The following is a 15,409-nucleotide window of genomic DNA, read 5'->3' as shown; positions in this document are numbered from 1 at the left end:
TTATTTATTTAGCATAATCTACTGCACGAAGTTCGCGAATCACGGTTACCTTGATATTTCCTGGATAATCGAGATTGTTTTCAATTTTCTCACGAACTTTGTGAGCCAAGATTGTGACTTTGTCGTCTTTGATTTGTCCTGGATTAACCATGATACGGATTTCACGTCCTGCTTGAAGGGCAAAGCTATTTTGCACCCCTTCAAAGCCATTGGCGATTTCTTCCAAATCATGGAGACGCTTGATATAGCTTTCAAGAGACTCGCTACGAGCACCTGGACGCGCTGCACTCAAGGCATCTGCTGCTGCAACGATCACTGCGATGACGCTTTCTGCTTCCACATCACCGTGGTGGCTAGCAATCGTATTGACCACAACTGGGTGTTCCTTGTACTTACGAGCCAACTCCGTACCAATCTCAACGTGGCTACCTTCAACCTCGCGGTCAATAGCTTTTCCGATGTCATGAAGGAATCCAGCACGACGGGCAAGAGCTGCATTTTCACCAAGTTCACTCGCGATGATACCAGATAACTTAGCAACCTCAATCGAATGACGCAAGACATTTTGTCCATATGAAGTACGGAACTGCAAACGTCCCATAATCTTCATCAAGTCTGGATGGAGGTTTGGCGCACCAATCTCATAAGCAGCAGCCTCCCCATATTCACGGATTTTATTGTCAATCTCCTGACGGTTTTTCTCCACCAACTCCTCGATACGAGCTGGGTGGATACGGCCATCCTTGAGCAACATTTCCATGGTCATACGAGCAATTTCACGACGAATCGGATCAAATCCTGACAAGGTTACCACTTCTGGCGTATCGTCGATGATGACATCTACCCCTGTCAAACTTTCAAAGGTACGAATATTGCGTCCTTCACGACCGATAATGCGTCCCTTCATAGTATCATCTGGTAGGTGAACTGTCGAGTTTGTTGACTCTGCTACATACTCACCAGCGATACGCTGCATAGCCTGAACCAAGATATCTTTCGCAATCTTGTCTGAACGTTCCTTCACCTCTTGCTCAGCCTCACGAATGCGGCTAGCAATTTCCTTGGTCAAGTTTTCCTCTGTCTGAGCCAAGATAATATCTCGAGCCTCAGTTTGGGAAAGGGAACCGATACGTTCAAGTTCAGCTTCTTTTTGTCTTTCGACTTCCTCTAATTGCTCTTCACGTGCATCAAGGTTTTTTGCTCTATCAGAAATACTTTGTTCTTTTTGTTCAAGTGTTTTTTCTTTGTTCGTCAAATTGTCGTCTTTGCGGTCAAGGCTCGCAGCTCTCTCCGTCAAACGACTTTCGATTTGCTTGAGTTCCTGACGTTCTGACTTAAATTCAGCGTCCACTTCTTCACGGTATTTTCTGGCTTCCTCTTTGGCCTCCAATAGTGCTTCTTTTTTAAGAGACTTGCTTTCGCTCTTAGCTTCATTTAGCAATAAATCCGCTTCGCGCTCAGCTTGTCCTCGTAAATTAGTTGCTTCTTGTTCAGCATTTAGAAGCATCAACTCTGCAGCCTCTTGAGATGATTTCATCTTAGCTGAGATGCTGACATATCCAATGACTAAACCAATGATGACGGCAAAAACAACAATCGCAATAGTCATGATTTCCATGTTTTTACCTCATTAAATTTGTTTATCGAATGACATACATTCCTTAATATTCTATCATAAAAAACCGATTTCCACAAACCCAAATTGAAGAGTTTTGTGTGAATTTTTGAAGAAATTCCTTAGATTTCAAAGCAAAATAAAGATTCTTTAAAAATTTAAATTTCCACGAAAAACGAAGCAAAAAAGAGCAATCACCCACCAAATACTACTTCTACAAATGGCTTAGAGAAAGTTCAGGAACAAGCGAAAGCGGTTCACTGTAGACAGATTCAACAGCCAGATCCCTATCGTCACACTACTTCAAAATACCAAAATTATACTGAATAAATTTCACATATTCCAACATCTCAGTCGCGCTATAATAAAGCCTTTTATCCTCAAACTTTCAGAGAAACTTTAGCACCTTGTGAGATTGACAGCCAGACGTTGACTTGTTCTGGTGAACTTCGCCATTAGTTAAAAGCAATCAGCAAGAATATAAGATATCTAGTATTTGATTTTCAAAAATTTAGAGTGATAATTCTCGTTACTTTGAATATTAGAAAAGAGAGAATCAATCTGACTCTCTCTCATGCTTAGTTAGATGTCACTCTCCACAGTTGACAAAGATCCAAAAACCCCAGATAGCCTTAGGCCATCTGGGGTTCTTGTTTTCATCGCTAAAATGATATCAACAATTTCATTTTAGTCGATTTTTGGGACTTAGTCTTCTAAATCCATTTCAGAAGCTGCTGATTTCTTCTTCTTGCCAAGAAGAGAGGCAGTTGCCAAGGCAGCTACTCCTAATCCAAGACCAGCAAATTGGTTACTTGCAGTTCCTGTATTTGGAAGTTTTCTACCGTTTGAACGTCCTGGTCCAGCAGGTTGTTGTGCAGGAGCTTGTGAGTGGTTCAATGCACTTGAGATTGAAGCACTGTCAGACAAGCTAGCTGAGGTACTTGCGCTGTTGCTCAAGCTTGTGCTTGCTGATTCAGATGCACTGATTGAAGCAGATACACTGTTGCTCAAGCTTGCTGAAGTTGAGGCATTGCCTGAACCATTGCTTGTACTTGTTGAACCTGAACCACTACCTGAGTTGTTGCTTGCGCTGATTGAAGCAGAAGCTGATTGGCTTGCTGATACAGATGCTGAAGTGCTTTGACTTGCAGATACTGATGCGCTAGCTGATTGACTAGCTGAGCCATTGCTTGTGCTTGTTGAACCTGAACCGCTACCTGAGTTGTTGCTTGCACTGATTGAAGCTGAAGCTGATTGGCTAGCTGATACAGACGCTGAAGTGCTTTGACTTGCAGATACTGATGCGCTAGCTGATTGACTAGCTGAGCCATTGCTTGTGCTTGTTGAACCTGAACCGCTACCTGAGTTGTTGCTTGCACTGATTGAGGCTGAAATGCTGTCACTCAAGCTTGTGCTTGTTGAGACTGACTCACTTGCGCTGATTGATGCTGAAGTACTATCGCTCAATGACACACTTACTGATTTGCTGAGTGAAACTGATTCACTTGCACTTACAGATTCAAGGTAGCTAGGAAGGTTAAACTCTGGCTTAGATTCGCTTGTTGGATCACCCTTACTATAGCTGAATGAGTTAGATTGTTGTGACGCACTTGTACTCAAACTACTTGAAACGCTATTGCTAAGTGATGTAGATGTGCTTACGCTGTTACTCAAGCTTACTGAAGTACTTGTTGAAACTGAAGTACTACTTGAGTTGTTGCTTGCTGATTCAGATGCACTGATTGAAGCAGACACGCTGTTGCTCAAGCTTGTGCTTGCTGATTCAGATGCACTGATTGAAGCAGATACACTGTTGCTCAAGCTTGTGCTTGCTGATTCAGATGCACTGATTGAGGCAGATACGCTGTTGCTCAAGCTTGTGCTTGCTGATTGGCTAGCACTAATTGAAGCAGATACGCTGTTGCTCAAGCTTGTGCTTGCTGATTGGCTAGCACTGATTGAAGCTGACACGCTGTTGCTCATGCTTGTGCTTGTTGATTGGCTCGCACTAATTGAAGCTGACACGCTGTTACTCAAGCTTGTGCTTGCTGATTCAGATGCACTGATTGAAGCTGACACGCTGTTGCTCAAGCTTGTGCTTACTGATTGGCTCGCACTGATTGAGGCTGATACGCTGTTGCTCAAGCTTGTGCTTACTGATTGGCTCGCACTGATTGAAGCTGACACGCTGTTGCTCAAGCTTGTGCTTACTGATTGGCTCGCACTGATTGAGGCTGATACGCTGTTGCTCAAGCTTGTGCTTGCTGAGTGGCTAGCACTAATTGAAGCAGATACGCTGTTGCTCATGCTTGTGCTTGCTGATACTGAAGCACTGATTGACGCTGATACGCTGTTGCTCAAGCTTGTGCTTGCTGATTGACTCGCACTGATTGACGCTGACACGCTGTTGCTCAAGCTTGTGCTTGCTGATTGACTCGCACTGATTGACGCTGATACGCTGTTGCTCAAGCTTGTGCTTGCTGATTGGCTGGCACTGATTGAAGCTGATACGCTGTTGCTCAAGCTTGTGCTTGCTGATACTGAAGCACTAATTGAAGCAGATACGCTGTTACTCAAGCTTGTGCTTGCTGATTCAGATGCACTAATTGACGCTGACACGCTGTTGCTCAAGCTTGTGCTTACTGATTGGCTAGCACTGATTGAAGCAGATACGCTGTTGCTCAAGCTTGTGCTTGCTGATTCAGATGCACTAATTGACGCTGACACGCTGTTGCTCAAGCTTGTGCTTACTGATTGGCTAGCACTGATTGAAGCTGATACGCTGTTGCTCAAGCTTGTGCTTGCTGAGTGGCTAGCACTAATTGAAGCAGATACGCTGTTGCTCATGCTTGTGCTTGCTGATACTGAAGCACTGATTGACGCTGATACGCTGTTGCTCAAGCTTGTGCTTGCTGATTGACTCGCACTGATTGACGCTGACACGCTGTTGCTCAAGCTTGTGCTTGCTGATTGACTCGCACTGATTGAAGCTGATACGCTGTTGCTCAAGCTTGTGCTTGCTGATTGACTCGCACTGATTGACGCTGACACGCTGTTGCTCAAGCTTGTGCTTGCTGATTGACTCGCACTGATTGACGCTGATACGCTGTTGCTCAAGCTTGTGCTTGCTGATTGGCTGGCACTGATTGAAGCTGATACGCTGTTGCTCAAGCTTGTGCTTGCTGATTGGCTGGCACTGATTGAGGCAGATACGCTGTTGCTCATGCTTGTGCTTGCTGATTGGCTAGCACTGATTGAGGCAGATACGCTGTTGCTCATGCTTGTGCTTGCTGATTGGCTAGCACTGATTGACGCTGACACGCTGTTGCTCAAGCTTGTACTTGCTGATTGACTCGCACTGATTGACGCTGATACGCTGTTGCTCAAGCTTGTGCTTGCTGATTCAGATGCACTAATTGAAGCAGATACGCTGTTGCTCAAGCTTGTGCTTGCTGATTCAGATGCACTAATTGAAGCAGACACGCTGTTGCTCAAGCTTGTGCTTGCTGAGTGGCTCGCACTGATTGAAGCAGACACGCTGTTGCTCAAGCTTGTGCTTGCTGATTCAGATGCACTAATTGATGCAGACACGCTGTTGCTCATGCTTGTGCTTGCTGATTGGCTAGCACTGATTGACGCTGACACGCTGTTGCTCAAACTTGTACTTGCTGATTGACTCGCACTGATTGACGCTGATACGCTGTTGCTCAAGCTTGTGCTTGCTGATTCAGATGCACTAATTGAAGCAGATACGCTGTTGCTCAAGCTTGTGCTTGCTGATTCAGATGCACTAATTGAAGCAGATACGCTGTTGCTCAAGCTTGTGCTTGCTGATTCAGATGCACTAATTGAAGCAGACACGCTGTTGCTCATGCTTGTGCTTGCTGAGTGGCTCGCACTGATTGAAGCAGACACGCTGTTGCTCAAGCTTGTGCTTGCTGATTCAGATGCACTAATTGAAGCAGACACGCTGTTGCTCAAGCTTGTGCTTGCTGAGTGGCTCGCACTGATTGAAGCAGACACGCTGTTGCTCAAGCTTGTGCTTGCTGATTCAGATGCACTAATTGATGCAGACACGCTGTTGCTCATGCTTGTGCTTGCTGAGTGGCTCGCACTGATTGAAGCAGACACGCTGTTGCTCAAGCTTGTGCTTGCTGAGTGGCTCGCACTGATTGAAGCAGACACGCTGTTGCTCATGCTTGTGCTTGCTGAGTGGCTCGCACTGATTGAAGCAGATACGCTGTTACTCAAGCTTGTGCTTGCTGATTGGCTCGCACTGATTGATGCAGACACGCTGTTGCTCAAGCTTGTGCTTGCTGATACTGAAGCACTGATTGATGCAGACACGCTGTTACTCAAGCTTGTGCTTGCTGATACTGAAGCACTAATTGAAGCAGACACGCTGTTGCTCAAGCTTGTGCTTGCTGATTGGCTTGCACTGATTGAGGCAGACACGCTGTTGCTCAAGCTTGTGCTTGCTGATTCAGATGCACTGATTGATGCTGACACGCTGTTGCTCAAGCTTGTGCTTACTGATTGGCTTGTACTGATTGACGCTGATACGCTGTTGCTCAAACTTGTGCTTACTGATTGGCTAGCACTGATTGATTCGGATACGCTGTTGCTCATGCTTGTGCTTACTGATTGGCTAGCACTGATTGATTCGGATACGCTGTTGCTCATGCTTGTGCTTGATGAGTGGCTCGCACTTACAGACGCTGAAGCTGATTGGCTTGCAGATACTGATGCGCTAGTTGATTGGCTTGCACTTACAGACGCTGAAGCTGATTGGCTTGCAGATACTGATGCGCTAGCTGATTGACTAGCTGATACAGATGCTGAAGTTGATTGACTTGAGCTTACTGATGCGCTAGCTGATTGACTAGCTGATACAGATGCTGAAGTTGATTGACTTGAGCTTACTGATGCTGAAGCTGATTGGCTTGCAGATACTGATGCGCTAGCTGATTGACTAGCTGATACAGATGCTGAAGCTGATTGACTTGCAGATACTGATGTGCTTGCTGATTGGCTTGCACTTACAGACGCTGAAGCTGATTGGCTTGCAGATACTGATGCGCTAGCTGATTGACTTGCTGATACAGATGCTGAAGCTGATTGACTTGCACTTACAGACGCTGAAGTTGATTGGCTTGCAGATACTGATGCGCTAGTTGATTGGCTAGCTGATACAGATGCTGAAGCTGATTGGCTTGAGCTTACTGATGCTGAAGTGCTTTGGCTTGCAGATACTGATGCTGAAGCTGATTGGCTTGCTGATACAGACGCTGAAGCTGATTGGCTAGCTGATACTGATGCTGATGCTGATTCACTTGAGCTTACTGATGCTGATGCTGATTGGCTTGAGCTTACTGATGCTGAAGTTGATTGGCTAGCTGATACAGAAGCTGAAGCTGATTCACTTGCAGATACAGACGCTGAAGCTGATTGGCTTGCAGATACTGATGCGCTAGCTGATTGACTTGCTGATACAGATGCTGAAACTGATTGGCTTGAGCTTACAGAAGCTGAAGCTGATTGGCTTGCAGATACTGATGCTGAAGCTGATTGGCTTGAGCTTACTGATGCTGAAGTTGATTGACTTGAGCTTACTGATGCGCTTGCTGATTGGCTTGCACTTACAGACGCTGAAGCTGATTGGCTTGCAGATACTGATGCTGAAGCTGATTGACTTGCACTTACTGATGCGCTAGCTGATTCACTTGCAGATACTGATGCGCTTGCTGATTGACTTGCACTTACTGATGCGCTAGCTGATTGGCTTGCAGATACTGATGCGCTAGCTGATTGGCTTGCAGATACTGATGCGCTAGCTGATTGACTAGCTGATACAGATGCTGAAGCTGATTGGCTAGCACTTACAGATGCTGAAGCTGATTGGCTTGCAGATACAGATGCTGAAGCTGATTGACTTGCTGATACAGATGCGCTAGCTGATTGGCTTGAGCTTACTGATGCTGAAGCTGATTGGCTTGAGCTTACTGATGCTGAAGCTGATTGGCTTGCTGATACAGATGCTGAAGCTGATTGACTTGCTGATACAGATGCGCTAGCTGATTGGCTTGCTGATACAGATGCTGAAACTGATTGGCTTGAGCTTACAGAAGCTGAAGCTGATTGGCTTGAGCTTACTGATGCTGATGCTGAAGCTGATTGGCTTGAGCTTACTGATGCTGAAGTTGATTGGCTTGAGCTTACAGAAGCTGAAGCTGATTGGCTTGCAGATACTGATGCTGAAGCTGATTGGCTTGAGCTTACTGATGCTGAAGCTGATTGACTTGCACTTACTGATGCGCTAGCTGATTCACTTGCAGATACTGATGCGCTTGCTGATTGACTTGCACTTACTGATGCGCTAGCTGATTGGCTTGCAGATACTGATGCGCTAGCTGATTGGCTTGCAGATACTGATGCGCTAGCTGATTGACTAGCTGATACAGATGCTGAAGCTGATTGGCTAGCACTTACAGACGCTGAAGCTGATTGACTTGCACTTACAGACGCTGAAGTTGATTGGCTTGCAGATACTGATGCGCTAGTTGATTGGCTAGCTGATACAGATGCTGAAGCTGATTGGCTTGAGCTTACTGATGCTGAAGTGCTTTGGCTTGCAGATACTGATGCTGAAGCTGATTGGCTTGCTGATACAGACGCTGAAGCTGATTGGCTAGCTGATACTGATGCTGATGCTGATTCACTTGAGCTTACTGATGCTGATGCTGATTGGCTTGCTGATACAGATGCTGAAACTGATTGGCTTGCACTTACAGACGCTGAAGCTGATTGGCTTGCAGATACTGATGCTGAAGCTGATTGGCTAGCTGATACTGATGCTGATTGACTAGCACTTACTGATGCTGAAGCGCTTTGGCTTGCTGATACAGACGCAGAGTGGCTCGCGCTTGCTGAGATAGAAGCTGAGTTCTGGTTGTTAGATGCTGAAGCTGAGGCACTTTGGCTTGCAGATACTGATGCTGAAGCTGATTGACTTGAGCTTACTGATGCGCTAGTTGATTGGCTAGCTGATACAGATGCTGAAGCTGATTCACTTGCAGATACTGATGCGCTTGCTGATTGGCTAGCTGATACAGACGCTGAAGTTGATTGACTTGAGCTTACTGATGCGCTTGCTGATTGGCTTGCAGATACTGATGCTGAAGCACTTTGGCTTGCTGATACAGAAGCTGAAGCTGATTGACTTGAGCTTACAGACGCTGAAGCTGATTGGCTTGCACTTACAGATGCTGAAGCTGATTGACTAGCTGATACAGATGCTGAAGCTGATTGGCTTGCAGATACTGATGCTGAAGCTGATTGACTAGCTGATACAGATGCTGAAGCTGATTGACTTGCAGATACTGATGCTGAAGCTGATTCACTTGCAGATACTGATGCGCTAGTTGATTGGCTAGCTGATACAGATGCTGAAGCTGATTGGCTTGCTGATACAGATGCTGAAGCTGATTGACTTGAGCTTACTGATGCTGAAGCTGATTCACTTGCAGATACTGATGCGCTAGTTGATTGACTTGAGCTTGCTGATTGGCTAGCTGATACAGATGCTGAAGCTGATTCACTTGCAGATACTGATGCTGAAGCTGATTGACTTGAGCTTACTGATGCGCTTGCTGATTGGCTAGCTGATACAGATGCTGAAGCTGATTCACTTGCAGATACTGATGCTGAAGCTGATTCACTTGCAGATACTGATGCTGAAGTTGATTGACTTGCAGATACTGATGCGCTAGTTGATTGGCTAGCTGATACAGATGCTGAAGCTGATTCACTTGAGCTTACTGATGCGCTAGTTGATTGGCTTGCAGATACTGATGCTGAAGCTGATTGACTTGCAGATACTGATGCTGAAGCTGATTGACTTGAGCTTACTGATGCGCTAGTTGATTGGCTAGCTGATACAGATGCTGAAGCTGATTCACTTGCAGATACTGATGCGCTTGCTGATTGGCTAGCTGATACAGACGCTGAAGTTGATTGACTTGAGCTTACTGATGCGCTTGCTGATTGGCTTGCAGATACTGATGCTGAAGCACTTTGGCTTGCTGATACAGAAGCTGAAGCTGATTGACTTGAGCTTACAGACGCTGAAGCTGATTGGCTTGCACTTACAGATGCTGAAGCTGATTCACTTGCAGATACTGATGCGCTTGCTGATTGGCTAGCTGATACAGACGCTGAAGTTGATTGACTTGAGCTTACTGATGCGCTTGCTGATTGGCTAGCTGATACAGATGCTGAAGCTGATTCACTTGCAGATACTGATGCTGAAGCTGATTCACTTGCAGATACTGATGCGCTAGTTGATTGACTTGCAGATACTGATGCTGAAGTACTTTGACTTGCTGATACAGACGCTGAAGCTGATTGGCTAGCTGATACTGATGCTGATTGACTAGCACTTACTGATGCTGAAGCGCTTTGGCTTGCTGATACAGACGCAGAGTGGCTCGCGCTTGCTGAGATAGAAGCTGAGTTCTGGTTGTTAGATGCTGAAGCTGAGGCACTTTGGCTAGCACTTACTGATGCTGAAGTACTTTGACTTGCTGATACAGACGCTGAAGCTGATTGGCTAGCTGATACTGATGCTGATTGACTAGCACTTACTGATGCTGAAGCGCTTTGGCTTGCTGATACAGACGCAGAGTGGCTCGCGCTTGCTGAGATAGAAGCTGAGTTCTGGTTGTTAGATGCTGAAGCTGAGGCACTTTGGCTTGCAGATACTGATGCTGAAGTACTTTGACTTGCTGATACAGACGCTGAAGCTGATTGGCTAGCTGATACTGATGCTGATTGACTAGCACTTACTGATGCTGAAGCGCTTTGGCTCGCACTAATTGACGCAGAGTGGCTCGCGCTTGCTGAGATAGAAGCTGAGTTCTGGTTGTTAGATGCTGATGCTGAAGCTGATTGGCTTGCAGATACTGATGTTGAAGCACTTTGACTAGCTGACTCTGATGCGCTTGCTGATTGGCTAGCTGATACAGAAGCGGATTGACTTGCACTTACTGATGCTGAAGCGCTTTGGCTTGCTGATACAGACGCAGAGTGGCTCGCGCTTGCTGAGATAGAAGCTGAGTTCTGGTTGTTAGATGCTGAAGCTGAAGCTGATTGGCTTGCAGATACTGATGCTGAAGTATTTTGACTTGCTGATACAGACGCTGAAGCTGATTGGCTAGCTGATACTGATGCTGATTGACTAGCACTTACTGATGCTGAAGCGCTTTGGCTTGCTGATACAGACGCAGAGTGGCTCGCGCTTGCTGAGATAGAAGCTGAGTTCTGGTTGTTAGATGCTGAAGCTGAGGCACTTTGGCTAGCACTTACTGATGCTGAAGTACTTTGACTTGCTGATACAGACGCTGAAGCTGATTGGCTAGCTGATACTGATGCTGATTGACTAGCACTTACTGATGCTGAAGCGCTTTGGCTTGCTGATACAGACGCAGAGTGGCTCGCGCTTGCTGAGATAGAAGCTGAGTTCTGGTTGTTAGATGCTGAAGCTGAGGCACTTTGGCTTGCAGATACTGATGCTGAAGTACTTTGACTTGCTGATACAGACGCTGAAGCTGATTGGCTAGCTGATACTGATGCTGATTGACTAGCACTTACTGATGCTGAAGCGCTTTGGCTTGCTGATACAGACGCAGAGTGGCTCGCGCTTGCTGAGATAGAAGCTGAGTTCTGGTTGTTAGATGCTGAAGCTGAGGCACTTTGGCTTGCAGATACTGATGCTGAAGTACTTTGACTTGCTGATACAGACGCTGAAGCTGATTGGCTAGCTGATACTGATGCTGATTGACTAGCACTTACTGATGCTGAAGCGCTTTGGCTTGCTGATACAGACGCAGAGTGGCTCGCGCTTGCTGAGATAGAAGCTGAGTTCTGGTTGTTAGATGCTGAAGCTGAGGCACTTTGGCTAGCACTTACTGATGCTGAAGTACTTTGACTTGCTGATACAGACGCTGAAGCTGATTGGCTAGCTGATACTGATGCTGATTGACTAGCACTTACTGATGCTGAAGCGCTTTGGCTTGCTGATACAGACGCAGAGTGGCTCGCGCTTGCTGAGATAGAAGCTGAGTTCTGGTTGTTAGATGCTGAAGCTGAGGCACTTTGGCTAGCACTTACTGATGCTGAAGTACTTTGACTTGCTGATACAGACGCTGAAGCTGATTGGCTAGCTGATACTGATGCTGATTGACTAGCACTTACTGATGCTGAAGCGCTTTGGCTTGCTGATACAGACGCAGAGTGGCTCGCGCTTGCTGAGATAGAAGCTGAGTTCTGGTTGTTAGATGCTGAAGCTGAGGCACTTTGGCTAGCACTTACTGATGTTGAAGCACTTTGACTAGCTGATTCTGATGCGCTTGCTGATTGGCTTGCTGATACAGATGCTGAGTGACTTGCACTTACTGATGCTGAAGCACTTTGGCTTGCGCTCACTGAAGCACTTACGCTTGCACTTGCTGAGACACTTTGGCTCGCACTTGCTGAGCTTGATGCTAATTGGCTTGCACTGATGCTTGCACTTACTGATGCTGAAGCGCTTTGGCTTGCACTAATTGACGCAGACTGGCTCGCGCTTGCTGAGATAGAAGCTGAGTTCTGGTTGTTAGATGCTGAAGCTGAAGCACTTTGACTAGCTGATACAGATGCTGAAGTTGATTGACTTGCAGATACTGATGCGCTAGTTGATTGGCTAGCTGATACTGATGCTGATTGACTAGCACTTACTGATGCTGAAGCACTTTGGCTTGCAGATACTGACGCTGAAGTACTTTGACTTGCAGATACAGACGCTGAAGCTGATTGGCTAGCTGATACAGATGCTGATTGACTAGCACTTACTGATGCTGAAGCGCTTTGGCTTGCTGATACAGACGCAGAGTGGCTCGCGCTTGCTGAGATAGAAGCTGAGTTCTGGTTGTTAGATGCTGAAGCTGAAGCACTTTGACTAGCTGATACAGATGCTGAAGTTGATTGACTTGCAGATACTGATGCGCTAGTTGATTGGCTAGCTGATACTGATGCTGATTGACTAGCACTTACTGATGCTGAAGCACTTTGGCTTGCTGATACAGACGCAGACTGGCTCGCGCTTGCTGAGATAGAAGCTGAGTTCTGGTTGTTAGATGCTGAAGCTGAGGCACTTTGGCTTGCAGATACTGACGCTGAAGTACTTTGACTTGCAGATACAGACGCTGAAGCTGATTGGCTAGCTGATACTGATGCTGATTGACTAGCACTTACTGATGCTGAAGCGCTTTGGCTTGCTGATACAGACGCAGAATGGCTCGCGCTTGCTGAAGCACTTGCCGAACGGCTTGAGCTTACACTTGCTGAGGCTGAGCGACTCGCACTAGCTGATGCACTCGCTGAACGGCTTGAGCTTACACTTGCTGAAGCTGAACGACTTGCACTAAGCGATGCACTCGCTGAAGCACTTGCCGAACGACTTGAGCTTACACTTGCTGAAGCTGAGCGACTTGCGCTAAGCGATGCGCTGGCTGATGCACTCGCTGAACGGCTTGAACTTGCAGAAGCTGATGCTGAGCGACTTGCGCTAAGCGATGCGCTGGCTGAAGCACTTGCTGAACGGCTTGAACTTACAGATGCTGAGGCTGAGCGACTCGCACTTGCTGATGCACTCGCTGAACGGCTTGAGCTTACGCTCGCTGAGGCTGAACGACTTGCACTAAGCGATGCACTGGCTGATTGGCTAGCTGATACAGAAGCAGACTGGCTGGCACTTGCTGATGCACTTTGGCTTGCATTTGCTGAGCTTGATGCTGATTGGCTCGCACTGATGCTTGCTGATACTGATGCTGATGCGCTTTGGCTCGCACTAATTGACGCAGACTGGCTCGCGCTTGCTGAGTGGGATTGATATGCACTAAGTGAGGCACTCGCTGAAGCACTGTTTGATAGTGACTGTTGCTTACTTGTTGAAGTAGACTTGCTACCAGCATCACTGATGTTCAGGCTAAAGTTTCTCAAAGGTTGATAATCCCCAACAGAACCGTATTCTCTACGAGCAAGGTAAAACGGAAGCTTAGTTTTCGCATTCGGTCCAGGCGTTTGGACAGTACCAGTAATACGAGCTATAACCCTATTAGGCCCAGATTGCGTAAACGTAGTCGTTATCCCCAATGCATGAGTAGGTCTCATATCATTGGTTACCAGTGCTAAGTACTGCGGATGGATAGGTGCCCCTTCAATCACTACTGAGTAATCAATTCTTTGACCTGGTTCAACTGTAACATGTCCTGGTCCACTTATGATTGTAGCACCGCGCGAATAAGTGATATTTCCTTGTCGGTTTAGATTTCCTGCTTGACGGAAACCTGAGTAACCTTCTTTTGGTGCAGTAGTTACTTGCTTATCTGCTGCTTGGTCTTTCTCAGCTTGCTTGGTTGTATCCTTACCTTGGGCTTGGTTCTTATCCGCTACAACACCAGCTGCGATATTATTGCTTGTTGTTGTTGCTTGACTTGTGCTAAGAGCTGCACTTACCAAACTTTGGTTAGCACTGCCTGATACAAGACTTGCCGCAGGGTTGACCTTATGGTTGAGCGATGCAGAAGCTGAGGTAGACACAGAAGCCTGCGCTGATGGTTCGCTAACAGCTGATGTACTCTCAACTACAGATGCAGGCGCTTGAGCGCTCGCTGACTCTGATGGTGTAGAGCTTGCTGAGGCAGATGCTTTTGCACTTGCTGAGGCTGATACAGGAGCTGATGTTAATTGACTCGCTGACTCAGATGCTGGAGCAGTTGACTGACCTGCTGATGTTGAAGCACTTGCAGATGCTGACTGACTTGCTGAAACTGACTGACTTGCTGAGGTAGATTGACTGACTGAAGCTGACTGACTCGCACTCGCTTGAGCCTCAACAGATTGACTGACTGATACAGAGGCTGCTGTTGCAGATGTTTGTTCTGCTTGAGCTTTCTTTACTTCTGCTTGCGCTTGAGCAATGATTGAGTTAGTACTTGTTTCAGTTGTTTCAGCTGCTTTCGGTTCAGCAGCGATGACTGTTTTATCCTTTTCTGCATACTCAGATGTTTCATCCGCATAAACAGTTTGCTCTTGAGTCATCACAAATCCTGCAGCTCCCGCGGCCAGGATTCCCCCTATACCCGCTAGCGTGTTAAAACTAAGGTGTGCGTGATCAAGTTCTTCAGTGTCTGACAGGGTACTAGAGACAACTTCGCCCATCCCACCGATACGGAAGAGATCCAATTGAGAGTTCGAGGCTTTTACCCAGTTTTTACCCGACTTGTAAAGCTTGTAACGCTTTTTCTCATCTACGATCTCGAAATCTTTGTTAAATTTTTTACTTCGAAACATTTGATTCCTTTCTTTTATCCAAATGCGACCCTTTGTTAACCTCATGATCATTAACAAAGCGTAGTTGCGCTGCCCTCTAAAAACCAAAGCCAATAAAAGCCGCAGTCAGTCTCAGTTTTTATCCCTTTGACTCAGAAAAAGCAGATTCCATCTGGGATATACCAGTTGCTTTTATCTAGTATATACCATTTATCATTCTACCAAAAAGGCTCCTCCTTTTCAAGCATTTATACTCGAAATGACCAATGAAAACGCCTAATTTTTACCTAAAATTCGCTTTTAAAGTTCAAACTATTGAAATTCTCTTACGATTTTCGAAATCAAGCCCATTAATACTTCCAATAAAAATGACTAAACCATCATTAGAAGAGATCATTTCTTTTGTAAATTCCATACTTTTAATCG

The 15,409-nt window shown here is 46.1% G+C and carries 6 protein-coding genes and 3 pseudogenes; 5 read left to right on the top strand and 4 right to left on the bottom strand.

The genetic code is table 11. The annotated features are described in order from the left end of the window. Positions 1-4: 4 nt before the first annotated feature. Positions 5-1,618, bottom strand: a complete 1,614-nt coding sequence (locus I6G42_RS04210) for a ribonuclease Y (RefSeq protein WP_038804817.1) — start codon at positions 1,616-1,618, stop codon at positions 5-7. A 702-nt stretch (positions 1,619-2,320) separates the two neighbouring features. Continuing rightward, positions 2,321-2,410 (bottom strand): annotated as a pseudogene (locus I6G42_RS10325) (hypothetical protein); the annotation flags it as partial. 541 nt (positions 2,411-2,951) lie between these two features. Between I6G42_RS10325 and I6G42_RS10155 the strand changes: the two are divergent. From I6G42_RS10155 to I6G42_RS10140, 4 genes are all read left to right on the top strand, one after another. Further along, positions 2,952-3,143, top strand: coding sequence for a hypothetical protein (locus I6G42_RS10155; protein WP_269643383.1), 192 nt, complete (start codon positions 2,952-2,954; stop codon positions 3,141-3,143). Positions 3,144-3,251: 108 nt separating this feature from the next. Beyond that, a complete protein-coding gene (locus tag I6G42_RS10150) occupies positions 3,252-3,995 on the top strand; it encodes a hypothetical protein (RefSeq protein WP_269643381.1) in 744 nt (247 codons plus the stop codon). 81 nt (positions 3,996-4,076) lie between these two features. Further along, on the top strand, positions 4,077-4,535 hold the full coding sequence (locus I6G42_RS10145) for a hypothetical protein (RefSeq protein ID WP_269643379.1): 459 nt from the start codon (positions 4,077-4,079) through the stop codon (positions 4,533-4,535). Positions 4,536-4,724: 189 nt separating this feature from the next. Further along, positions 4,725-4,967 carry a hypothetical protein gene (locus I6G42_RS10140; protein WP_269643377.1) on the top strand — a complete coding sequence of 81 codons (243 nt, stop codon included), beginning with the start codon at positions 4,725-4,727 and terminating at the stop codon, positions 4,965-4,967. On the opposite strand, the pseudogene I6G42_RS10320 reads toward I6G42_RS10140, so the two are convergent. Then, positions 4,889-11,725: pseudogene (locus I6G42_RS10320) on the bottom strand (hypothetical protein); the annotation flags it as partial. The gene I6G42_RS10140 and the pseudogene I6G42_RS10320 overlap by 79 nt on opposite strands. A gap of 290 nt (positions 11,726-12,015) precedes the next feature. On the opposite strand from I6G42_RS10320, the gene I6G42_RS10095 reads away from it, so the two are divergent. Then, on the top strand, positions 12,016-12,174 hold the full coding sequence (locus tag I6G42_RS10095; protein WP_269643355.1) for a hypothetical protein: 159 nt from the start codon (positions 12,016-12,018) through the stop codon (positions 12,172-12,174). Positions 12,175-14,902: 2,728 nt separating this feature from the next. Here I6G42_RS10095 and I6G42_RS10040 read toward each other — a convergent pair. Beyond that, positions 14,903-15,004, bottom strand: a pseudogene (locus I6G42_RS10040) (KxYKxGKxW signal peptide domain-containing protein); the annotation flags it as partial. Positions 15,005-15,409 lie beyond the last annotated feature (405 nt).

Origin of the sequence: Streptococcus oralis (assembly GCF_016028255.1) — a bacterium.
Classification (GTDB): Bacteria; Bacillota; Bacilli; order Lactobacillales; family Streptococcaceae; genus Streptococcus; species Streptococcus oralis_AC.
Note: the sequence above shows the minus strand (reverse complement) of the source record. Positions and strands in the feature narration are given on the sequence as shown.